We start from the raw sequence: 21,586 nt of genomic DNA on the forward strand, positions 1-21,586 counted from the left end.
TGGGCCTCCGGATGGGGGACGGAAGGGGCTCTTAATCCATCGCCGGGGCCGGGACCTCCTCCAGGAAGAGCTCATCCGCGTCCTCATCGTAGGCGAAGAGCTCGGCGTAACGGCCCCAGTGGATGGCGATGTCCAGCTGGCGCTCCGCCTCCTCCGGAGTGAAGTCCAGCTGGAGCTGCTCCCGGAAGTAGTCCGCGCTGACCCGTCCGTCGTCGTCGGCGTGAAGGGTCTCGTAAATCCAGCGGATGATGGGCAGGCGCAGGAGGCGGCCGGCAACGATCTCTTTGCGGGCCAGGATGCTGGCCTCGGCGAAGGCCTCCCCCAGGGGGGTGAGGGTGATGTCCCCCTCCGCCACCTTCACGAATCCCAGCAGCTCCGCCGCCTCCACGATGGTCAGCATGTCGTCCAGCTCGTAGCGCAGCTCCTCCGCTAGGCGATAGAGGTCCGCCCAGCCCCCTTCCTCCAGCAGCTTCTCCGTCAAGCCGGCCACCGCGTTGATGCGGGCCTCGGGCATCCGGTAGGCCCGGCCCGGCTCCCCCGGCCGCTTCCCGGGTACCTGCTCCTCCGTCCGCCCGGCGATGGTGGCGTAGACCCGATCCACCATGGCCTGGAAATACGCATCCTTGCGGCGGCGGGGATGGGGCAGCCGGACCTCCAGCTCGGCGATGACCCGGCCCGGGTCCTTGTCCATCAGGATCAGGCGATCGGCCATCCACACTGCCTCTTCGATGTTATGGGTGACCAACAGGATGGCCTGGATGGGCAGGCGCTTGGAAAGCCACAGCTCCATCAGCTCGCCCCGCAGCGCCTCCGCCGACAGCACGTCCAGGGCCGAGAAGGGCTCATCCATGCACAGGAGCTCCGGCTCCGCCGCCAGAGCCCGGGCGAACCCGACCTTCTGGCGCATCCCGCCCGAGAGCTCCCGAGGGTAGGCGTGCTCGAAGCCGTCCAGACCGACCAGATCGATCAGCTGCAGGGCCCGCTCCCGGCGCTGCGCGGGGGGAACCCCCCGGGCCTTCAAGGCCAGCTCCACGTTGCCCAGCACGGTGAGCCAGGGGTAGAGGGCAAAAGTCTGGAAGACGATGGTGGCGTAGGGGTTGATGCCCCGCAGGGGCTGGCCCCGGTAGCGGATCTCCCCCTCGCTGGGCTGGGCCAGGCCGGTGATCATCCGCAACAGCGTGGATTTGCCGCAGCCGGAGGGACCCAGGAGGGCCACGAACTCCCCAGGGCGGATCTCAAAAGAGACCCGCTCCACCGCCACCACCTGACGGGGCGGCCGCCCATAGATCTTGGAGACGTTCCGCACCTCTACCAGCGGTCCGATCCCCCCCATCGCGCCCTCCGGAGGACGAAGTCAACGGCCTGCGCCCATTATAGCGCAGCGAAGGCGGCTTCCCCGGATTTCCCATTTGAGTGGAGCGGAGAAAACCGGAGAGATCCGGATCGCTTCGCCCGGACCTTGCCAGGGGGAAAGGATGGGGATATAATCCGTTGGTGGAACGACGGGGCGTGGCGCAGCCAGGTTAGCGCGCGTGGATCGGGACCACGAGGTCGGCGGTTCAAATCCGCCCGCCCCGACAAGGCCGGCGGAAGAGGCTCCTTCCGCCGGCCTTTTGAATTACCTCGGGGATCCCCGAGAGCGCTCCAGGGCCCGCAGGGCCAGCCAGGCTCCGATCAGGACCCCCAGGGCCAGATACAGCCAGGGGCTCTCCAGGAAGCGGGTCCATGACACCGTCGCGGCGGCCGGGGAAGGGGAAGGAGCCCCCACCGCCGGGATGAACACGTGATAGGGGGAAGGCGGGGGCGTGGGGGATAACCCCGTGGATCCCGCGATGCCACCGCTCAGGAGATCGCTCAGCAGATGCGCCAGGACGGACAAGGGTCCTCCCTCAACGCCACACGAAGCGCGGCAGTCGCTCGATATCCTCCCGACGGACCCGCAAGCGGATCCCCTCGCCGTCCACCTGCTCCACGTAGGCGATCGGGATGCTGATCTCCTGATAAAGGATCACCGGCTCCCGCCAGACCAGATGAGTGGGACGCCCGGACACCGGGTCGACCAGCACCTCGGCCACCGTCCCCAGCACGCCGTCCGCACAGATCAGGGATTTCCCGGCGAGATCCTGCGGAGAGACCGTCATGGCGTTCAACCTCCCAGCTCCGACGCGCCCCCTGCGGCAGGGGGCGCGCCCCGGCTTTCCAGAGGCGCCAAGGCCATGGTAACACCGCCCCCGGCTTCCCTCCGTGGCCGTTCGGTGAAGGTCCCGTGAGGCTTCCGTGAACATCACCCTCCCGCCCTCCCCCATATCTGGCGGGTCCGACCAGGTCTTCCCGAAGATCTGGGAAGGCGGGCCCGCAAGCCTCCCCTTCCCCCTCTCGTTCAGGCCAGGCAGGCCTCCGGGGTCAATAACCCCGGGCCTTATCGACCCGGTTGAGCAGAGGCTCGCCGCGCATATAGCGGGCGAGGTTCTCCTCGAAGATCTGCGCGGCCCGGGCGTCGTAGTGGGGGGTGAAGCCGGCCACGTGCGGGCTGATCAGCACGTTGGGCAACCGCCAGAGGGGATGCTCCGGCGGCAGCGGCTCCTGCTCGAAGACATCGAGGGCCGCCCCGCCGATCCACCCCTCCTGCAACGCCCGGATCAGCGCGGGCTCCTCGCACACGGATCCGCGGGCGATGTTGATCAGGAAGGCGTCTCGCTTCATCGCCCGGAAGGCCGCCTCGTTGAACATCCCGCGCGTCTCCGGCGTCAGCGGGACGGCGATGACCACGATGTCGCTTTCGGCGAGCATCTCGTGCAGCTGCGCCGGCGTGTAGAAACGATCCGGCAGCGTCCCCTCCGGGTCCCCTGTGCCGGGGAAGACGAAGCCGTGATCCCGATGATCCTCCCCACGCTGCATGGCCAGCACCCGCATCCCGAAGGCCTTGGCCAGGCGGGCGACCTGCCGGCCGATGCTGCCGTAGCCCACGATGCCGATGGTCTTCCCCCACAGCTCCTCCGGCACGAAGAGCGCCCATCGCTCCCGATCCGGTGGCCACTGGCCCCGGGCTTGCCACTCCAGCATGCGAGGGAGACGGTGGAACCATGCCAGGGCCATCGCGAACACGTATTCCGCGATGTTGATCGCGTGCACGCCGCTGGCCGTGGTGAACTCCACCGGGCTGCGAAACAGGGGATGCTCCAGCACATGATCGGCCCCGGCGGAGTGCAGCTGCACCCAGCGCAGGCGTGGCACCCACTCGGGAGGCGGCAGGGTGTTGAAGGTGTAAAGGATCTCGACCTCCCGCCATACCTCCAGCGGGATCTTCTCCGCATGGCGTGTGGGGTGAAGCTCGAAGCGCAACGCCGGCCAGCGGGCCTGCCAGCGGGCCACCCACTCCGGATCGAACCGAGCGGTGATCAGCACCCGTCGGGTCTCGTTGCTCATCCGTCTCTCCCTCCATGCGGAAAGATCCACCTGCACGAGCATGATGCCCCCGGCCTGCCCTGGCCGGAAATTCACAACCCAATTCCTCATATTATGAAGATCCCGTCGCCGTCGTAGAGGCTGTGGATTGTGGAGATCTCGAGGGCTCCCGTTCGAGCCCTCGTATATCTGCGGGGGAGGGTCCCTCTCCCAACCAGATCTGGGAGAACCCGCCCTCTGGGGCATGAAGAGGGGGTGTGGAAAACCCTTTAATAAAGGCGCGTGTGGAAAACTCATGGAAATTGTGGAAAACCGAACAGCCCCCATATATGGGGGATCCTCCGATGCGGATCGCCAGCGCGCTGTGGATGTTGGGGAAAAAGGATGGCTTCTGGGGAGAAGTTATCCCCAGCATGACCTTCTTTTCCACAGGTTTCACGCCGGTTTTCCCCAGCCGCCGCCTTCCTTGGCCCCATCGGCCGCCCCGAGATCCTGGGGTTTCGGAAAGGCCTCCTCCCATATCTGGGGGATGGGCCGGGAGTTTTCCACAATCCGTGGAAAACTCCCGGCTGCGGTTTCACGCGCCTCGGGTTCAGGCGGGGACCCGGGGGAGGTCGGCGAGGGCTCGGAGGACCTCCTCGGCCGGGTATTCGTAATCCGGCAGCTCCCCGCGCAGGTATTGATCGTAGGCGGCCAGGTCGAAGTGGCCGTGGCCGCTGAGGTTGAACAGGATCACCCGCGGGCGTCCTTCCTCCTTGGCGCGCAGCGCCTCGTCGATGGCCGCGCGGATGGCGTGGGCCGACTCCGGGGCCGGGAGGATCCCCTCGGCCTGGGCGAACCGGACAGCGGCCTCGAAGACTTTCGTTTGCGGGTAGGCGACGGCCTCCAGGTAGCCCTTCTCGTAGAGGGCGCACAGGATGGGCGCCATCCCGTGGTAGCGCAGCCCGCCGGCGTGGATGGGAGCGGGGGTGAAGGTGTGGCCCAGGGTATACATCTTGAGGAGCGGGGTGGTCCGCACCGTGTCCCCGTAGTCGTAGGCGTAAACCCCTTTGGTGAAGCTGGGGGCGGCGGTGGGCTCCACCGCAACGAAGCGAATCGGCCGCCCCTCGACGATCCGATCTCGCATGAAGGGCAGCGCCAGCCCGGCGAAGTTGCTGCCTCCGCCCACGCAGCCGATGACCACGTCGGGGTATTCCCCGGCCATCTCCATTTGCTTTTTCGCCTCCAGGCCGATCACGGTCTGGTGGAGCAGCACATGGTTGAGGACGCTCCCCAGGCTGTATTTCAGGCGCCCGCCGCTGGTGGCCGCCGCCTCCACCGCCTCGCTGATGGCGATCCCCAGGGAGCCCGGGGAGTCCGGGTTCTCCGCCAGCACCTTGCGTCCTGCAGCGGTCTCCGGGCTGGGGCTGGGGATCACCCGCGCCCCGAAGGTCTCCATCAGGATGCGCCGGTAGGGCTTCTGGTGGTAGCTGACTTTGACCATGAAGACGGTGCACTCCAGGTCGAAGAACCGGCAGGCCATGGCCAGGGCGCTGCCCCACTGCCCTGCTCCGGTTTCCGTGGTCAGCCCCCGCACCCCTTCTTGCTTGTTGTAGAAAGCCTGGGCCAGGGCGGTGTTGAGCTTGTGGCTGCCCGCCGGGCTCACCCCCTCGTATTTGTAGTAGATGTGCGCGGGGGTATCCAGCATCCGCTCCAGCCGGCGGGCGCGGATCAGCGGGGTGGGCCGGTAGAGACGGTAGATCTCCCGCACCGGCTCCGGGATCTCAATCTCCCGCTCCCGGCTGACCTCCTGCTGGATCAGCGCCATGGGGAAAAGAGGAGCCAGATCCTCCGGGCCGATGGGGCGGCCGGTGGCGGGATGCAACACCGGCGGCAGCTCGAAGGGAAGATCCGCCAGGATGTTGTAATACGCCCGAGGGATGTCCTCTTCGGAGAGCAGGAAACGCGTTCGCTCGCTCTTCATGGGGCACCTCCGCCATGGTTTTCGGAAAGAGGGGCGGGGCCGAGCCCCACCCCTTGCGGTTTACGGCAGCCGGGCTTTCAGCTCGGCCAAGCGACGGGCGCTCAGGCCCATCGCCTCCCGGGCCTCCGCCAGAGTGGCCTGGGAGATGGGGCGGACCTTCGCCGCGCCGGCGGCCAGGATCTCGTCGATCAGCTGAGGTCGCGCGGCATAATACGCCCGCCGCTCGCGGATGGGCGCGAGGAACCGTTCAAGGGCGGCGATCAGCCGGCGCTTGACCTCCACATCGCCCACCTTCCCCTGGCGATAGCGCGCCTTGAGCTCCTCCACCTCGGCTTTGTCGTCGTTGAAGGCCTCGTGGTAACGGAACACCACGTTGTGCGGTGCATCGGGGTCCGCCGGGATATCCGGCCGGATGCGGGTCGGGTCGGTGAACATCTGCATGACCTTGCGGGCGACCTCCTCAGGGGGATCGCTGAGGAAGATGGCGTTGCCCAGGGATTTGCTCATCTTGGCCCGGCCGTCGATCCCCGGAAGGGTGGGCACGTCCCCGATCAGGGCCTCGGGCTCCGGGAAGACCTCCCCGTAGAGGCTGTTGAAGCGGCGGGCGATCTCCCGGCACAGCTCCACATGGGATTCCTGGTCCTTCCCTACCGGGATGATCTCCGCCTTCACGTGGAGGATGTCCGCCGCCTGGAGGATGGGGTAAAGCATCAGACCCATCGAGGGGTTCTCGATCTTCTGGTCCCGGATCATGTCCTTCAGGGTGGGGATGCGCTCCACCCGAGGCAGGGTGACCAGCATGGAGAAGAGCAAGGTGAGCTCGCAAACCTCCGGGACGTCGGACTGCAAATAGATGGTGGTCTTCTCGGGGTCGATGCCCACGGCCAGGTAATCCAGCACGATCTCCCGGATGTATTCCCGGGAGGCCAGGATGTCCGCCTTCTCGGGTCGGGTGGTGAGCGCGTGATAATCGGCGATGAGGAGGAAGACCTCATACTGGTCCTGCAGCCGGACCCGGTTGGCCAGGGTTCCCACGTAGTGGCCCAGATGGAGCGGCCCGGTGGGCCGATCGCCGGTCAGCACGCGTTTTTTGTTCCCCATCGCAACCTCCTCGTGTCCAGGAGAATGCGGAGCCCCAATCACCTCCGGAAAAACGACAGGGCCCGTCCCCTGAAGGGACGGGCCCTGTGTGAACCCGCGGTGCCACCCTTCTTGGGCTTGGCCTCTCCGGAGGAGAAGCCAGCCCCTCTCCTTCGCGCAGGCGCCGCCCGGTTGGGATCGCCGGACGAGGCCCTCAGCCGATAACGGTGGCGTCTCCGGCCGCGCCTACTGCGGAGGAATGCTCCGGTTCGGGCGGCTGCTCCGGGGCCCATTCAGGATCCGGATCCGCATCGGGCTCCCACCTGAACCCCGACTCTCTGGGCGGCGCCGGATCCCTACTCTTCCCCTTCATCGCATTTAAGGCTCTCCGTTGGAAGGCGATGCTGCCCGGAGGCCTTCCCTTGATTTGTTCCCACTTTAGCATCTGCAGCCGGATTTGTCAAATCCCGCCCCAGGCTCAGGGGGCGGGCGGTCGGTCGCCCTGCTGCGCGCTTGGAAAGCTCCGGTGAGCGGGCGCTTCGGTTCCCCTGGTGGGAGATTCGGACCTGCCTTGGACGAGGGACGGAGGGCGATGCATCGCGGAACGATCGCGCGAAGTCCGCTTGTCAGACGACAAAGGAGGCCGCGTGGGGCGACCGTTCCATCCGTGGGGGGGATTTTTGACAGCGTGGCCGTCCTCGGTTATAACATAGGCCTGGAGAAGGCCGGAGGGCCATCGCCCCTGGTGGGGGCAGACCCCCGGCAGGGCGCGGAGGGATGGGCCTTGACAAACGCCCGCGCCTGTGCTATAAAATAAGATGCGCTGGAGGCCCTGATGCCCTGCGAGGTTGCCCGAGGGGCAAGGGTCTCCGAAGCGGTGGGGCGGCACCTTAACAACTGAATTGTGGTAGGAAGCGTCCGGGGACGTCCGGCGGAAGTCTTGCGGTCGGACCTTACACCCCGGGAGGTCAACCTCCTGGGGATGCATGAGCCGACGGAGAGTTTGATCCTGGCTCAGGGTGAACGCTGGCGGCGTGCCTAACACATGCAAGTCGAGCGGAGAGGGGGTAGGCGCAAGCCGAGCCCTCTTAGCGGCAAACGGGTGAGTAACACGTGGGTGACCTGCCCCGGCGTGGGGGATAACCCTCCGAAAGGGGGGCTAATACCGCATACGCTCGGCGGGGACGGCCCGTCGAGGAAAGGCCCGGGGAGGAGACGAACCGGGTCGCGCCGGGAGGGGCCCGCGGCCCATCAGGTAGTTGGTGGGGTAATGGCCCACCAAGCCGATGACGGGTAGCCGGCCTGAGAGGGTGACCGGCCACACGGGCACTGAGACACGGGCCCGACTCCTACGGGAGGCAGCAGTGGGGAATCTTGGGCAATGGGCGAAAGCCTGACCCAGCGACGCCGCGTGCGGGAAGAAGCCCTTCGGGGTGTAAACCGCTTTTGCCGGGGACGAGAAAGGACGGTACCCGGCGAATAAGGCCCGGCCAACTACGTGCCAGCAGCCGCGGTAATACGTAGGGGCCGAGCGTTACCCGGATTTACTGGGCGTAAAGTGCGCGTAGGCGGGGCTCTAAGTCGGGCGTGAAAGCCCCGGGCTCAACTCGGGGAGGCCGCTCGATACTGGAGCCCTTGAGGGCGGGAGAGGGTGGTGGAATTCCCGGTGTAGCGGTGAAATGCGTAGATATCGGGAGGAACACCAGTGGGGAAGCCGGCCACCTGGCCCGTCCCTGACGCTGAGGCGCGAAAGCGTGGGGAGCGAACCGGATTAGATACCCGGGTAGTCCACGCCCTAAACGATGCGCACTAGGTATGGGGGGCTGACCACGCTCTCCGTGCCGAAGCTAACGCGTTAAGTGCGCCGCCTGGGTAGTACGGCCGCAAGGCTGAAACTCAAAGGAATTGGCGGGGGCCCGCACAAGCAGCGGAGCGTGTGGTTTAATTCGATGCAAAACGAAGAACCTTACCCGGGCTTGACATGCCGGTGGTACCGACCCGAAAGGGAAGGGACCCCGCAAGGGGAGCCGGCACAGGTGCTGCATGGCTGTCGTCAGCTCGTGCCGTGAGGTGTCGGGTTAAGTCCCGCAACGAGCGCAACCCCTGCCCCTAGTTACACGTGTCTAGGGGGACTGCCGGCGACAAGCCGGAGGAAGGTGGGGATGACGTCAAGTCAGCATGGCCTTGATGCCCGGGGCTACACACACGCTACAATGCCCGGTACAATGGGTTGCCAACCCGCGAGGGGGAGCCAATCCCATCAAAGCCGGGCTCAGTTGGGATTGCAGGCTGCAACCCGCCTGCATGAACGCGGAGTTGCTAGTAACCGCCGGTCAGCCATACGGCGGTGAATACGTTCCCGGGCCTTGCACACACCGCCCGTCACGTCATGGGAGTCGGCAACGCCTGAAGCCGGTGGCCCAACCCTCCCCCACCCAGGGCCTCTCCCCGGAGGGGCCTTGCGTGGGGGAGGGAGGGAGCCGTCGAAGGCGGGGCCGGCGACTGGGACGAAGTCGTAACAAGGTAGCCGTAGCGGAAGCTGCGGCTGGATCACCTCCTTTCTAGGGAGTGCCGGTCGGGGGCGATATCCCGGCGTGAGCCGGATGCCCTTCGACCCACCCCAAGGTGGTCCGTCAGGGGTTCCCCCTGGCGTCCCAACGCCGGATACCCGGCCTTCCTACCACAATTCAGTTGTTAAGATGCCGGAACATCCCCATTCCCCTGGTGACTGGAGCGGCGGGGAAACACCCGGTCCCATCCCGAACCCGGAAGTTAAGCCCGCCAGCGCCGATGGTACTGGGGGGGGCGACCCCCTGGGAGAGTAGGCCGTTGCCAGGGGAATGGGCGCGCCGCGGGGTGGAGCAGCGGTAGCTCGCCAGGCTCATAACCTGGAGGTCGCGGGTTCGAATCCCGCCCCCGCAACTGGAAGGTTCGGGATCCGCCAGATCCTCCTCCTGCACCCCTGTGGGAAGGGCGGACGGTGAAATGACCGCTCGCCCATCTTTTCTTCTTTGATTTCTTCCCAAAACGCGGTCCCAGCCTGACCACAGACGCAGGTGTGTCACGCCGGATGCGGGTTCCATAGGATACGGAAAGGTGCTTCACGGTTTCCCGGCACGGATTCTCTGTGAAGCGCCGGAAGGAGGTCACAATGGAGCGTCGAAACCGTCCGATCCTCCCCGATGAGGAGGAGGAGCTGGAAAACGAGGAGCTCTGGGGCGAGCCCTGGGACGAAGAGGCCCTTGAGGCGGAGGCGGAATGGGCCGAGCTCGATGAGGAAACCTCCCTCCCGGTCCTGGGCGAGCTGGCGGAGGATCGGGATCTGATCTCCCTGTATTTTCGGGAGGTGACCGACCATCCGTTGCTCACCGCTGAGGAGGAAAAGGAGCTGGCCATGCGGATGGCCCGGGGGCGTGAGGCCGCCCGCCGCTTGGCCCGGGATGGAAACCTCCCGCCCGATGTCCGCCAGCGCCTGGAGCGGCTGGTGGAAGAGGGCCGCCAGGCCCGGGAGAAGCTGATCACCTCGAACTTCCGCCTGGTCATCAGCGTGGCGAAGAAATATCAGGGCCTCGGCGTGCCCCTGCTCGATCTGATCCAGGAAGGGAACCTGGGTCTGATGAAGGCCGTGGAGCGCTTCGACCCCAAGCGGGGCCGCCGCTTCTCGACCTATGCCACCTGGTGGATCCGCCAGGCCATCACCCGGGCCCTGGCCATGCAAGCGCGCACCATCCGCTTGCCCATCCACGCCCAGGAGCAGCTGCGCAAGGCACAGCGGATCGCCCATCAGATCGAGCAGGAGGCCGGCCGCCCGGCCACGCCGGAGGAGGTGGCGGAACGGATGGGCACGGCCACCGATAAGGTGGAGTGGCTCTGGAACGCCGCCCGGCCTCTGCTCTCCCTGGAGGAGCCGATGGACGAGGAGGGAGAGACCACCCTGGAGGGAGCGATCCGGGACGCCGAGAGCCCGGCTCCCGATGAGGTGGTCGCGGACCAGCTCTTGCGGGAGCAGATCGAGGAGCTGCTCAATGAGCTCCCGAGCCGCCACGCCCGCGTGTTGCGCCTCCGCTACGGCTTTGAGGACGGCCGTTCCTACACCCTGGAGGAGGTCGCCCAGCGGTTCGGCCTCAGCCGGGAGCGGATCCGCCAAATCGAGGCGGAAGCGCTGCGCTACCTGCGCAAGCAGATGAAGGTCCGCCAGATGCGGGAGTTCCTCAAGGCTGCATGAGCGCGGACACAGATGGTCTCACCTGGGGCTGATTTCCCCTGAGAGGGGAGGTCAGCCCTTTTTGTTTTCAGCCTCCCCTTCCCTCCCCATCCCTCTCCTGGAGCAGCGACCGCAGGCGGTCCAGGCCCTTCTGCAACCAGCCCTGGCCCTCCCCTCGGGTCAACCCCAGCCGCCGCTCGATCATCGGGATCGCGCTGGGGGCATGCCCTTCCAGCCCGAAATAGCGAACCACCACCGCGAAGGCCAGGGGCATCTCCTCCTTCAGGCGTTGCAGGGCATGCTGCAGCGCCTCCAGCTCCTCCCGTGCTTCCACCGTTTCATGGATCCCATCCCCGGACTCCTCCTCTTCCTCCCACAAGGGGCACTCGGCATGCCCTCTCAGGCGCCGCAGGATCGCCCGACGCAGAAACAGGTCCAGGTGGAGGTAAAGATAGGTGGTGAAGCGTGCCCGCTCGGGATCCCATCGCTCGACCGCCTCGCAAACGATCCGGAACCCTTCCTGCATCACATCCTCCGGATCCAGCCACGAGGGGAGGTCCAGGACGCGCAAGAGACGGGTGGCGGCCCGCTCCACGAGTTGCTGGATGCGATCGAAGTCCGCAAAGGCCTGCGCCATGCGGTCCCTGCTCATCCGGCGCTCCTCCGGGCGGGATGAAAACGGCCGCACGGAGGGGAGCCGGTCCGGGCGCAGGGCGCCTGCCGTCCATGCGGCCGGTTCCGTCATGATGATAAGCGGTGCCCCATTCGAACCGGAGATCGCGTTCAGAAAAATGGGAAAAATGGGAACGGGCGTTGAGCGGGGCGGCAACGAGAGAGAGGGGCGACTGTCTATCATCTTAATGAGACATCCTCGCGGAGGCGATCGGGATGGGACGGATCTACCAGGTGGATTACGATCAGGCCTTCGCGCTCTGCGCGGAGATGGAGCAGGTCATGGGCGAGATGGAGGGCGAGACAACGACCATGGGCCGGTCCATCGAGCCGCTGGAACCCCGCTGGGTGCCGCATGGGGCGGCAGCGCGGGCTTACGGCGAAACCCTGATCCAGCACCTGCGGAAGTGCGTTCAAGAAAACCGCGCGGCGATCGCCGCGCTGCGCCAGGCCCTGAACAACCTGAAAGCCCTGGAGGAGGAGCAGGCGCGGCGCATGCGATCCCCGCGCGCATATTGAGGGCACAAAGGAGGAGCCATGGCGTACGACGAGCCGGCGTCGCGAAAGTGGACGCATTGGCCGAAAGCGATCCAGGCCTACCGACGGGGGCTGGAGGAGGAAACCCCTCAGCGTATCGGGATGGAGGTGAGGAGGGCGCTCCTGGAGGAGCTGCCGGGCCTCTGGGCGGGAGAGGCCGCTCGGGGTTACCTGGAGGAGGCCCAGCGCCGGCTGGAGATCTTCCAGCGCTGGCTGGTGGAAGGCTTGCAGCTCTCCAGGGCGATTGCGGCCGGGGAAGAACGGATCGCCCAGGCCGTCGCCGAGGTGGAGCAGATGCTGCGATCGCTGCCGGATCCAACGTTGTGAGGGAGAAGCGATGGGCGCGCAGGATCCTCGCGGGCTGCAGGTGGAGCCGGAGGCGGTTCGGGAGATCGCCCGGGCGTTGCGGCGGGGGGCCCGGGAATGGGAGACCCTGGCTCAGCGAGCCCAGGGGCACGGAAACGCGCTGGGGGAGATCGCCCGGGCGGTGCCCGGGGAACAGTTCCGCGCCTTCTGGGTCCGGCAGTATCCCCGCTGGCAACGGGGCGCGGAGTATCTGATGCGCATGGCCGAGGTCCTGGAGCGGGCCATGGACCGGCTGGAGGAGGCCTTCCGGATGGCAGCCCGGATGGTGCAGGAGGCCCCTACGGCGGAGCGCGGGGCGTTGCCCTTCGTGCCCCTCGCCCTGAGCCCGGAGGGGTATCCCCGCGCCGTGGACGCCACCGGACGTCCCCTTCAAAGCCAGTTCGAGGCCCGCGTCTCCACGGCCCAGCTGCTCCAGCTGGGGGTTTCGGAGGCTTCCCTCCGGTCCTTGCTGGGGCTCCGGGAAGGACAACCGTTGCCGGAGTCCATTCCGTGGAGCGCGGCCTGCGGTCCGGTGGGGCTGAGCATGGCCGCCAGCGCGGTGCTGGGCCGCTCCGTCCCGGTGGAGGCGGCGATTGCCAGCACGCTGCGCACCGCAGATGCTTCGCTTCAGCAATCGATTCGCGAGAACATCCAAGCCCGTCCGGGCAAGGGGAGCCTCGGCTTCTACACCGGGACCCATGACTTGATCCGAGCGGCGGGCGAACTGGGGTTAAAGGGAGAGCAAGCTTGGGTGCCGAATGGAGAACAGGATTCGGAGGGGCTGTGGCAGAGCTTGCAGGAGCGCCTCGGCCGCGGGGAGGCCCTGATGGCCCTGGTGCGCATTCAAGAGAAACGCGGCCTGCAGGTTGGGGATGGTCTTTTGACTCCCCATCAGGCTTCAGACTCCGTCTCCCACTGGGTGACGGTGCAGAAGCTGGAGGAGGGGCCCGAGGGGCGCTATGTGGTGATCGGCAACCCCTATTTCAACCGCTCCGAGCGCTACCGCTGGGAGGATTTCCTCGAAGCCGTTGATGATCAGGCCCGGAAAGAGCGATGGTGGATGCTGGCGTTTTCGAAGGGAGAAGGCCAGTCCGGAGGGGGGATGCCATGAGCGGGCGGTGGAAGGCGGTGGGACTGGTGGTGGGGTTGCTGCTGGGGGCGTGCGGCGCCCCGGCGGAGCCATCCCCCGGGCCGCGTCCGGGGGCCACGGCTCCGGCGAAGGAGGCGGCGGCCTCTCCCTCGCCAGCTCCGACGCGGACCCGTCTCCCCACGCTGACTCCGGCGCCTCTGGCGTTCCGTCCCCAGCCGCTTCCGGAGGGTTTTCGGACGGGGGATCACTGGCTGGCGGTGCGGGTGGTGCGGGAGTTTGCGAAGGAGCGGACGGCGTATACGGCGGACACGTATGCGATCTGGTTCACGGACGGGCAGCGGTGGCTGGGGCCGGTGCCGGAGGTGGGTCTTTACATCACGCGGCTGGAGAGGGCGTTTTGGCGGCGGGCGGGGGATGGGTGGGAGTTGTGCGCGCGGGTGGCGGTGCAGCCCACGTTGGGGGCGCAGGAGGCGCCGATGGTGTTCTGCGCCCCGGCGCCTTCGGGGGTGGGTCCGAAGGAGGCTTCTTCGGCCTCTCCGGAGGCGTCGCCGTGCCCGGACGGCCGCTCCCTCTGCGTGAAGCGATCGGACGGTTCCGTCCGATCGCTTCCGTTGCCCGCGGAGCTGTTCCGGCCGGATCCCTCGCAGAAGATAGAGGAGATCTCCCCACCGGAAGTTGGGACGGAAGGGGTTCGGATGGAGATCCGATACAGGACCACGGAGAGAGGAGGGATCGTTGAGACAAGGGTATGGAAACCGGTCTGTGGGGCTCGAGGTCGCTGGGTGGTTTTGGACTTCGCGGTGTATCGGCATCCGTGGGGCGGCGCCGCGGGCGGTGGGCTCGAACATAGCGAGCTCTACATCGCCGATCTGTCCGCTGAAACGGTGCGTCCGCTGGGCGCCATCGAAGCGCGCGGGCAGCTCGTAGACGCTTTCCGAGCGGAGGGTCGGATCCCCTTCGTCCGAGGGGACGAACGATTCTCCATGCCGAATCACCTCCTCCCCTATGTGGAGGGAGGCTGCTCCTCCGATGGATCGTTCCTGCTGTTTGGCACAGAGGCGGATGGGTCCGGAATGCTCGGTTTCCCGCTGTCCTGGGTGGCGCGGCTGGAGGATCGCGTGATCTATCCCTTGCCGGGGGACCAGGCCCGGTGGGTGGAGAAGAGCCCATGAGGGCGGAACGAGGAAAGCCGGCACGCGATGAGCAGGAGGGCGGAGACGGTGAGGAGGGGTGCGATCGGCCTGGCCGGGTGCGATGAAACCGGACCGGACGAGGAGGCAAGCGGAGGATGTTCCCGGAGATCCGGGCGGAGACCATCGAGTCGCTTCTCCCTACGGAGGCCGCGCTGCCTCTGGAAGCGCTTCGGGCGGCCCTTTCCCGGAACACCGGAGGACGTCCGGCAGGGGTGGCGGATGCCCTGCGGGCGGCCCAGGAGGTGTTGGGGCCGGCGGCGGCTCCGGCGACGCTGGCCCGGGCTGCCCTGGCCGTTCTGGACTGGGAGGAGCTGTTTCCCATCCTGAGCGACCCCGCGGTGGAGGATTTCGCCCTTCACCACCGGCGCTATCTGTGGGTCTTCCGGGGTGGGCGCTGGGCGCGCTGGGGGGAGGTGCAGGATCCGGATCGCCTGATGGGAGGGATCCGCCGGCTGTGTGAGCGCTACGGGATCCGCACGCCGGGGGATGTGAAGCCGGCCGCCGAGGGATCTTTTTCCATCGATCTCCCGGATCCCATCGGTTTCCTGACCGTGCGGATCTCCTGGTCGGCCCCGCCGCTGGTCCCCTCGGATTGTTTGACGGTGCGCCTGGCCCGTCCCGGCCGAGCGCCCGGGCTATCCGATCTGGTGGCGGGAGGGGTGCTCACCCCGGAGGCGGCTCGGTATCTGCTGGGGGTGCTCCGGCGGCGGGGAACCCTGATCATCGCCGGGCCGACCGGTTGCGGCAAGACCACCCTGGCCCGGGCGCTGTTGCGGGAGGTGGGCCGGGAGTTCCGCCTGGTGATCATCGAGGACTCCTACGAGCTGATGGTGTTCTGGGACGGCCGCCCGGATAGCGACCCGGGGAACGTGGTGCACAAGCTCACCCGACAGAAGCTGCCGGGCGAGGAGATCGTCCCCTTCTCGGCCTTCGATCTGATCGTGATGGCCCTGCGGGAGCGCCCCGACGGCATCGTGGTGGGAGAGGCCCGGGGTCCAGAAGCCTTCGAGATCCTGCGGGCGGCCAACACCGGCCACGGCCCCCAGGTCACCACGATGCACACCGATAGCGTCCAGCGGGTGTGGTCGCGTTACCTCCAGATGGCCCAGGCCCACCCGGAGGCCCGGGATCTTCCGGTCCGAACCATCGCCATGATGTTTGCCGAGGCGGTGGCGGCGGTGGTGGTGATGGGTTACCGGGAGGGGCCGGACGGAGGGCAGCGCTTCGTGGAGGCCATCGCGGAGGTCCTGCCCTTTGTGGAGGGCGATTCCGATCAGCCGGCCCTGCGGACGGTCTTTCAGCGGACGGGGGAGGGGTTGCGACCGGCTTCCCGGCCGGCTCGGCCGCGCTTTACGGCGGAGGAGCTGGGGCTGACGGATCTGCCCTGGGGGGCCGGCGCAATGGTCTGGTGAGAGATCGGGGGGATCCGATGGATCTGCGGGACGCGGTGGCATTGCTGGCGGGTGCCATTGTGGGGGCGGGGGCGCTGGCCGCCCTGGCCCGCCCGACCGAGGAGGCTCTGATCCGGTCCGGCTGGCGGGAACTGGTGCGCCGCCCCTGGCTGGAGGGCATGCTGCGGGCCGCAGGGATCGATCTGCCGCCCACGTTGTTTTTGCAGTTTGCGGTCCTCTGGGCGGCGGCGGGTGGGCTGATCGGCCTGATGGCGGGGCTGGGTCCCGTGGCCGCCGGGATGCTGGCCTTCTTCGGGGCCAGTTTCTATTTCGTCCGTGCCCAGGAGCAGGCCGCGACCCGCCGCTTGCTCCTGGCGGGGGAGCTCCTCGTCTTCTTGCGGATGCTGGCAGCCGGGCTGCGGGCCGGCGCGCCGCGCTCGGAGGCCATCGCGCGGGCCAAGCAAGTATGCGGACCGGTGGCCCGTCGGGCCCTTACGGACCTGGAGGAGCGGCTGGCTCGGGCCGGCGATGCGCCGGAGGCGCGAACCCGGGCGGTTCAGGAGTGGGCAGCGGCCCTCGCCCATCCGGTGGCCACCTCGGCCGCCCAGGTGTTGCAGGTGTTCATGAGCGGCGGCGCGGGGGTCTCGGAGATCGTTCAGGTGATCGCGGAGGAGATGGACCGGGTGCGCCGCATCCTGGAGGTCGCCCGGGCCCGGGGGCGCGGGATGCAACGCCGGATCTATCTCATCATCGTGATGTCCGCGGCGGGCCTGCTCTTGTTGATCGCCTCCGATCCGATGTTCCGCGATCTCCTCCTCGGGGATCCGATCAGCCCCGTCCTGATCGTGGGCGGATGGTGGGGGGCTTTGATGGTTTCCCAGTGGATAATGGATCGATATTTTTCGATGGAAGAGACGGTGGGCATCGCCCGGGGAGGCGCCGGCCTGATCCCCACGGACCGCTATGGGAACCCCATCCTGCCCGGCGGGGAAGCCCGATGAGCCTGGCGGATCTGGCGGCGCTCCTTGCCGGCGGGCTGGTCTTGGGAGGGCTGTGGGCGTCCCTCCTGCGGTCGGCGGATCCGATTCGGGCCCGGCCGGAGAGCCCGGATCCGCTGGATCGGGGGACTGCGCTGCCGGCCTGGCTGACGCCGCTTTATCCCCTCCTGTGGCCGCTGCTGCCTGTCTGGGAGGGCATCGCGCTTCGCCGGGGAGCTCCCTTGGCCGAGCGCATCGCCCGCTCTGGATATACGCCTTACGCCACGGTCTCGGCGGTGTGGGCCGCGCGGCTGTGGGGGATGGCCCTGGGCCTTCTGGCGATGATCGGAGGAAGTCTGCTCACCGGCCTGCTCCTGGGCACCCTGATCCCGGGGATCCTGGGAGGGCTGGCGGCAGGGCTTTACGGGGTGCTGTCTCCGGATCGACGGATCGCGGCGGCCATCGCCGCCCGGAAGCGGCGGTTTCGGTCGAACATGCTCCTGGTGCTGGCGGCGGCCCGGGGCTTCCTGCGCGGAGGGAGAGCCTGGGATGATGCCCTCTCCCGGGCAGCGGTGGGAGACGGAGTGTTCGCCAACTGGGCCCGCTTCCTGGTCGCCCGTTACACGGCGCGCGGGGAGGCCGGCCTTCAGGAAGCCCTCTTCCATGCCCCGGATCCGCGGGATCCTTACCTGATCCGCTTCATGGATGGGGTGCGCGCAGCCATCTCCGGAGGAGCCGGTTTTGAGGTCATCCTCTCCTCCCTCATCCAGGATCTGGGCTCCGAGATGGAGCAGGAGGTCTCCGAGCGGGTGACGGCCGTCGAGCCCTACGTAATGGCCGCGGGGATCCTGGCCATTATGGGCTACATGATCGTCCTGCTCTATCACGTCTTCGCCGGCGGCCAGGACTTGCTCGGCTTCTAAATCTTCGCGGTGAGCGGAGGTGATCCATGCAGACGTTGTGGGCGTTTCTGACGGAGGAGGAGGGACAGTCCCTGGTGGAGTTCGCCCTGCTGTTCCTCTTCATCGCCGTGGTGGCCGCCCTGGCCCTGCCGGGCGTCCGCCAGCGCATCCTCAACGCCTTCCGGATCGGCGGCCAGAAGATGGACGAGGCTACGGGAGCGGCGTCAGGAGGAGATTGATGGGGAGGGCGCGCCGGCGGCGGGATCAGCGGGGCCAGGGCCTGGTCTCCTTCGCCCTGGCTATGGTTCCTTTCTTCCTGTTGTTGCTTTACATGCTTTACGCGGGCGCCTACGCCCTGCGCTGGAGCGTCCGTTCCCGGCTGGCGGCGGAGGCCGCCTTCCGGACCTCGGCCTATCCGGGCGTGACCTCGGCGGAGATCGTCTCTGCCATCGATCCGGCCCGCCGGGCCCTGGAGGCCCGCGTGGACGAGGTCCAGGATACCGGCGGGCGCTTCTACGGCGTCCCGATCCGCTGGCGGGTGTCCCTGCAGCTGCTCTTCCGCAAGTGGCGGTTCTGGGACGGGCCGCCGCAGGACTGGTGGTGACGGGGGAGGACCTATGCGCGGACGCCGCGGGGAGGCCCTGACCGAGCTGGCCCTGGCGCTGCCGGTGCTCGCCCTGATGTTCTGGGGGATCCTGGGCCTGATGGAGCGGGGGCGGACGGCGAATCTCGCGGTCTGGGCCGCCTACGCTTGCGCGGCCCAGGCCTCCCAGACCCCCGACGGGGCCCAGGGGCTGCGCCAGGGGGAGGCCGCCGCCCGGGCGGTGCTGGGCCGGCGACTGGTGGACGTCACCGTCCAGCACGACGGGGTCTGGGGCGGCCGGGTGGTGTGCACCGTGATCGCCCGCCCGACGCTCTTTGTTCCCCTCCTTTCGTTTCTGGGACAGGACGTCCGGGTCCGCCAGGAGACCTATATCGAACACTGGAAATCCGGCTGGCAGGAGATCCCGCCATGAGCCTGTTGCCGTTCCTGGCCCTGTATCTGGCGGTGGTGTTCGCGCCGATGACGGCCGCGATCCGGGACCTGATGGTGCACCAGATCCGCATCGAGCGGACCCGGGCGGTCCTCAACCTGGCCGTCCGGGATGGGGCTCAGATGAGCGCCCCGGACGCGGACGGGCATCTGGTGGGGGAGCCCGCCGCCATGGCGGCGCGGGTAGCGGAGATCTGGGCGGACGCCCGGATCCCCGGCGCGGTCCTGGAGGAGGTCTCCTGCATGTCTGTCCCTCCGGCCTGTGCCGCGCGCGCTCGGGTGACCACCCGGGGGTTCCTGGGGACCCTCTCCACCCGAGTGGCGATCGAGGGGACGGTGCTGGAGGGGATCCTTCAGGAAGGCCAGTGATCGCAAGATGGATTCAAAGCCGGCGAGGAGGTCGCAATGTATTGGATCCGGTGGTTCTTCAAGGAGCTGTGGTGGTATCTCACGTATGAGCACTACGGCCGCCGCCGCCTGCGCCCCGCCACCTGGGGCCTGCTGTTCACCCTCCCCCTCCTGGCCGCCTTCTACCTGCTCGCCCTCTGGCTGGGCCAGCAGGCCGCCCTCCCCGGCGAGCGGCCCGCCCCCACCCTGCCGCCCCTGACGAAAACGGCGATCTTCGCCGCCGTCACCGCCACCGCCCAGGCCCCCACCCGCACCCCCGCCCCCCGGTGCCCCGAGGACCCCCGGCTGTGGCAGCTCGTTCCTCTCCAGGGGACGCTGCGGGATCCGAAGACGGGGCAGCCCATCCAGCTGCCCAAGCCGCCCCAGCGCATCGAGCCCGCCTGCGTCTACGAGGGGCTGGCCCGGGACCTGGCCCACACCCTGGTCCCCAACCCCGACGTCCCCGCGCCCTCGGTGGAGGACAAGGTGCTCTCCGTCCCCTGGTTCTGGGCCCCTGGAATGGAGGCGCCTCAGATCCAGGCGAAACCTGTAAAGCGAGAGAATTTCGATGTCTACTATGATGCTAAGGGGAAGCGGATTGACCACCTTTATCTGCCCTACACGGCCGTCGCCACCGGGGATCCCGACTTCCCGATCCTGGTCTATGTCTATTCGGATGGTCCCCTGGCCTGGGGGGTGGCGCGCCAAGAGGGCCGGGAGGATATCTGGGCCCGTTACCGGATCGAAGGCGGAGAGGTTGCCCGCGGCATCCTGGCAGTAGCTTACGATCTGAAGATTCGACGCTGGGTTCGGATTGCCTACAAGCGCCCCTTTCCGCCTCGGGATATCCACGCAGCGCCGGCGGGCTCGGCGGAGGACCTGGCGAAACTGTTCGGATTGCCCCTCTGGCGGCGCTCGGAACTGCTGGCCCGCTTCGGCCTGGAGGAGATCTTCCCGGAGACGATCAACCCCTCCACCGTGAAACCCATCGGCACCCTCATCATCCGCCCGGAAGGGTCAGAGGTCAGGAGGTGAAAGATGGGGATGCGGTGGATTGCAATGCTTTCGGCGCTCCTGTTGCTGTTCGGGTGGGCAACCAGCCGACCCAGCCCCGTCGCTGCCCAGGGCCAGGATCAGTGTGATGACAGCTGGAACCCCGCTTGCTTGGACCTTGAGATCCGTCAGACGCAGGACTTGGGGGCTTCGGGGCGGGAGGCGCGGCGGTGCACCGGGACCACCCGCATCGGGGTGATCCTTCCCGGCTCCGGGCCCAATTCCTGCGTCGAGGCCCAGGCAGAGATCGACTGCGCCGGCCACGTCCAGATCACCCACCGCTTCGGCGAAGGCCCCGACTTCTGCCCCACCGCCAACGTCGCCTGGAAAACCTACTGCCTGGAGAACCCCACCCTGGGCTCCGGCGTCGGGGACAGCGCCGGCGCCTGCGCCTGGCGGGACTACTACGGCCAGACCATCCGCCTGAAGGTCCAGGTCCCACCCCACCGCTTCCGGGTCACCCCCTACCCCGTCGGCTTCGTCGCCCGGGAGGACCCCTGGGGGGTCTTCCGCCCCACCGCCCGCCTGGTCTGGGAGGAGCCCCCCTGGCCCCAATCCGCCGACTCCGGCTGGCGCCTGTGGACCTGGGGCGGAAGCCGCGGCCCCGGCGCCGCCCCCTTCCCCTGCGGGATGCGCGAGGCGGAACTGCTGGCCCACCAGGTCCCCGCCGGCACCGCCTGCCTGCGCCTCCAGCTCTGGACCGCCCCCGGCGGCTTCCAGCAGGACGCCAGCGGGATGATGGAGGCCGTCCTCCTGCCCGGTCTCCTGCAGTTCCCCGCCGCCGGCCTGGACGCCGAGGTGGCCCCCGGACGGGAGGTGGCGATCAACTTCCCCTACGCCTCCCATCCGGCCACCGGCCAGGTGAGCGAGGTGGCCTTCGGGGATCGGACGCTGCCCGCCTTCAACGGCTACTTCCAGCGGGGATGGCCCGTGCGCCTGCGGGTCGACAAAAAGACCGTGCGGGACGTCACCGGAACCCGCGCGATCTGCGAGCCCCTGCCCCGGGCGTGGTGGGGGGAGATGGACTGCTGGACCGATCCCCCCGTCGTGGCCCCGGGCCGAAGGCGGACGGAGACCTACGTGGCCCGCAAGGAGTGGGTCCTGGAGGAGGCGCGGGATGGGGTCCTGGATCTGACCCTGGAGCCCTTCGGTCGGCCCTATGCGCATCTGCATCCAGATCGGGGGCAGGTGCAGGGGCCGGAGGGGAAGGCGTGGTGGATCCCCCTGGTGTGGCGGGGGAAGATCCCCTGGCTGTATCTGCCCCTGGCGGTGCGGGAGGGGCAGGGGGTGGTGTGCTCCGACCCCACCTGCGGCGGCTACGTGAACTGGAACACACCCTAAGCGGAGCGGTCTC

The 21,586-nt window shown here is 67.9% G+C and carries 21 protein-coding genes, 2 tRNA genes and 2 rRNA genes; 18 read left to right on the top strand and 7 right to left on the bottom strand.

Translation table 11 applies throughout. The annotated features are described in order from the left end of the window. Positions 1-31 precede the first annotated feature (31 nt). The gene (locus KNN16_RS12330) at positions 32-1,333 is read right to left on the bottom strand and encodes a nitrate/sulfonate/bicarbonate ABC transporter ATP-binding protein (RefSeq protein ID WP_303897245.1); all 1,302 of its coding nucleotides are present in this window, start codon (positions 1,331-1,333) and stop codon (positions 32-34) included. A 170-nt stretch (positions 1,334-1,503) separates the two neighbouring features. Between KNN16_RS12330 and KNN16_RS12335 the strand changes: the two genes are divergently transcribed. Further along, a tRNA-Pro gene (locus tag KNN16_RS12335) sits at positions 1,504-1,578 on the top strand. A gap of 40 nt (positions 1,579-1,618) precedes the next feature. On the opposite strand, the gene KNN16_RS12340 is transcribed toward KNN16_RS12335, so the two are convergent. From KNN16_RS12340 to trpS, 5 genes are all read right to left on the bottom strand, one after another. Beyond that, a complete protein-coding gene (locus tag KNN16_RS12340; RefSeq protein WP_273089103.1) occupies positions 1,619-1,879 on the bottom strand; it encodes a hypothetical protein in 261 nt (86 codons plus the stop codon). A gap of 10 nt (positions 1,880-1,889) precedes the next feature. Beyond that, on the bottom strand, positions 1,890-2,141 hold the full coding sequence (locus tag KNN16_RS12345) for a hypothetical protein (protein WP_299284217.1): 252 nt from the start codon (positions 2,139-2,141) through the stop codon (positions 1,890-1,892). Positions 2,142-2,403: 262 nt separating this feature from the next. Further along, positions 2,404-3,426, bottom strand: coding sequence for a D-2-hydroxyacid dehydrogenase (locus tag KNN16_RS12350; RefSeq protein ID WP_299284220.1), 1,023 nt, complete (start codon positions 3,424-3,426; stop codon positions 2,404-2,406). Between the two features lie 571 nt (positions 3,427-3,997). Next, entirely contained in the window at positions 3,998-5,368 is a 1,371-nt protein-coding gene (locus tag KNN16_RS12355) for a TrpB-like pyridoxal phosphate-dependent enzyme (RefSeq protein ID WP_299284223.1), read from the bottom strand. Between the two features lie 60 nt (positions 5,369-5,428). Continuing rightward, entirely contained in the window at positions 5,429-6,469 is a 1,041-nt protein-coding gene (trpS, locus tag KNN16_RS12360) for a tryptophan--tRNA ligase (RefSeq protein ID WP_303897247.1), read from the bottom strand. Positions 6,470-7,439: 970 nt separating this feature from the next. Here trpS and KNN16_RS12365 point away from each other — a divergent pair. The 4 genes from KNN16_RS12365 to KNN16_RS12380 all read left to right on the top strand — a co-directional run bounded on the left by KNN16_RS12365 (position 7,440) and on the right by KNN16_RS12380 (position 10,673). Continuing rightward, positions 7,440-9,009 (top strand): 16S ribosomal RNA (locus tag KNN16_RS12365). A gap of 159 nt (positions 9,010-9,168) precedes the next feature. Then, a 5S ribosomal RNA gene (gene rrf / locus KNN16_RS12370) occupies positions 9,169-9,286 on the top strand. 12 nt (positions 9,287-9,298) lie between these two features. After that, a tRNA-Met gene (locus KNN16_RS12375) sits at positions 9,299-9,370 on the top strand. 229 nt (positions 9,371-9,599) lie between these two features. Beyond that, the gene (locus tag KNN16_RS12380) at positions 9,600-10,673 is read left to right on the top strand and encodes an RNA polymerase sigma factor RpoD/SigA (protein WP_299284229.1); all 1,074 of its coding nucleotides are present in this window, start codon (positions 9,600-9,602) and stop codon (positions 10,671-10,673) included. 67 nt (positions 10,674-10,740) lie between these two features. On the opposite strand, the gene KNN16_RS12385 is transcribed toward KNN16_RS12380, so the two are convergent. Next, entirely contained in the window at positions 10,741-11,304 is a 564-nt protein-coding gene (locus KNN16_RS12385) for a sigma factor (protein ID WP_299284232.1), read from the bottom strand. A 236-nt stretch (positions 11,305-11,540) separates the two neighbouring features. Between KNN16_RS12385 and KNN16_RS12390 the strand changes: the two genes are divergently transcribed. The 13 genes from KNN16_RS12390 (at position 11,541) to KNN16_RS12450 (ending at position 21,573) form a co-directional block, all read left to right on the top strand. Further along, entirely contained in the window at positions 11,541-11,843 is a 303-nt protein-coding gene (locus KNN16_RS12390; protein ID WP_303897248.1) for a hypothetical protein, read from the top strand. A gap of 18 nt (positions 11,844-11,861) precedes the next feature. Then, positions 11,862-12,188: a hypothetical protein gene (locus KNN16_RS12395; RefSeq protein ID WP_303897249.1), complete on the top strand. Its 327-nt coding sequence runs from the start codon at positions 11,862-11,864 to the stop codon at positions 12,186-12,188. Positions 12,189-12,198: 10 nt separating this feature from the next. Then, positions 12,199-13,317 (top strand): hypothetical protein, encoded by a 1,119-nt coding sequence (locus KNN16_RS12400; protein WP_303897252.1) that lies wholly within the window; start codon positions 12,199-12,201, stop codon positions 13,315-13,317. Further along, entirely contained in the window at positions 13,314-14,468 is a 1,155-nt protein-coding gene (locus KNN16_RS12405) for a hypothetical protein (RefSeq protein ID WP_303897254.1), read from the top strand. Before KNN16_RS12400 ends, KNN16_RS12405 begins: the two co-directional genes overlap by 4 nt. A 116-nt stretch (positions 14,469-14,584) precedes the next feature. Next, positions 14,585-15,901: an ATPase, T2SS/T4P/T4SS family gene (locus tag KNN16_RS12410; protein ID WP_299284246.1), complete on the top strand. Its 1,317-nt coding sequence runs from the start codon at positions 14,585-14,587 to the stop codon at positions 15,899-15,901. Positions 15,902-15,918: 17 nt separating this feature from the next. Further along, a complete protein-coding gene (locus KNN16_RS12415) occupies positions 15,919-16,881 on the top strand; it encodes a type II secretion system F family protein (protein ID WP_303897256.1) in 963 nt (320 codons plus the stop codon). Next, positions 16,878-17,780, top strand: a complete 903-nt coding sequence (locus KNN16_RS12420; RefSeq protein WP_303897257.1) for a hypothetical protein — start codon at positions 16,878-16,880, stop codon at positions 17,778-17,780. Before KNN16_RS12415 ends, KNN16_RS12420 begins: the two co-directional genes overlap by 4 nt. A 26-nt stretch (positions 17,781-17,806) precedes the next feature. Further along, entirely contained in the window at positions 17,807-17,998 is a 192-nt protein-coding gene (locus KNN16_RS12425; RefSeq protein ID WP_088570322.1) for a Flp family type IVb pilin, read from the top strand. Next, complete coding sequence (locus KNN16_RS12430; RefSeq protein WP_303897258.1) at positions 17,998-18,363, top strand: hypothetical protein; 366 nt, start codon at positions 17,998-18,000, stop codon at positions 18,361-18,363. Before KNN16_RS12425 ends, KNN16_RS12430 begins: the two co-directional genes overlap by 1 nt. Before the next feature lie 13 nt (positions 18,364-18,376). After that, positions 18,377-18,775, top strand: a complete 399-nt coding sequence (locus tag KNN16_RS12435) for a hypothetical protein (RefSeq protein WP_303897260.1) — start codon at positions 18,377-18,379, stop codon at positions 18,773-18,775. Beyond that, on the top strand, positions 18,772-19,161 hold the full coding sequence (locus KNN16_RS12440) for a hypothetical protein (RefSeq protein ID WP_303897261.1): 390 nt from the start codon (positions 18,772-18,774) through the stop codon (positions 19,159-19,161). Before KNN16_RS12435 ends, KNN16_RS12440 begins: the two co-directional genes overlap by 4 nt. Before the next feature lie 36 nt (positions 19,162-19,197). Continuing rightward, a complete protein-coding gene (locus tag KNN16_RS12445; protein ID WP_303897264.1) occupies positions 19,198-20,214 on the top strand; it encodes a hypothetical protein in 1,017 nt (338 codons plus the stop codon). Positions 20,215-20,217: 3 nt separating this feature from the next. Then, positions 20,218-21,573 carry a hypothetical protein gene (locus KNN16_RS12450; protein WP_303897266.1) on the top strand — a complete coding sequence of 452 codons (1,356 nt, stop codon included), beginning with the start codon at positions 20,218-20,220 and terminating at the stop codon, positions 21,571-21,573. The last annotated feature ends 13 nt before the right edge of the window (positions 21,574-21,586 follow it).

The sequence above is a fragment of the Thermoflexus hugenholtzii genome, assembly GCF_018771565.1.
Classification (GTDB): Bacteria; Chloroflexota; Anaerolineae; order Thermoflexales; family Thermoflexaceae; genus Thermoflexus; species Thermoflexus hugenholtzii_A.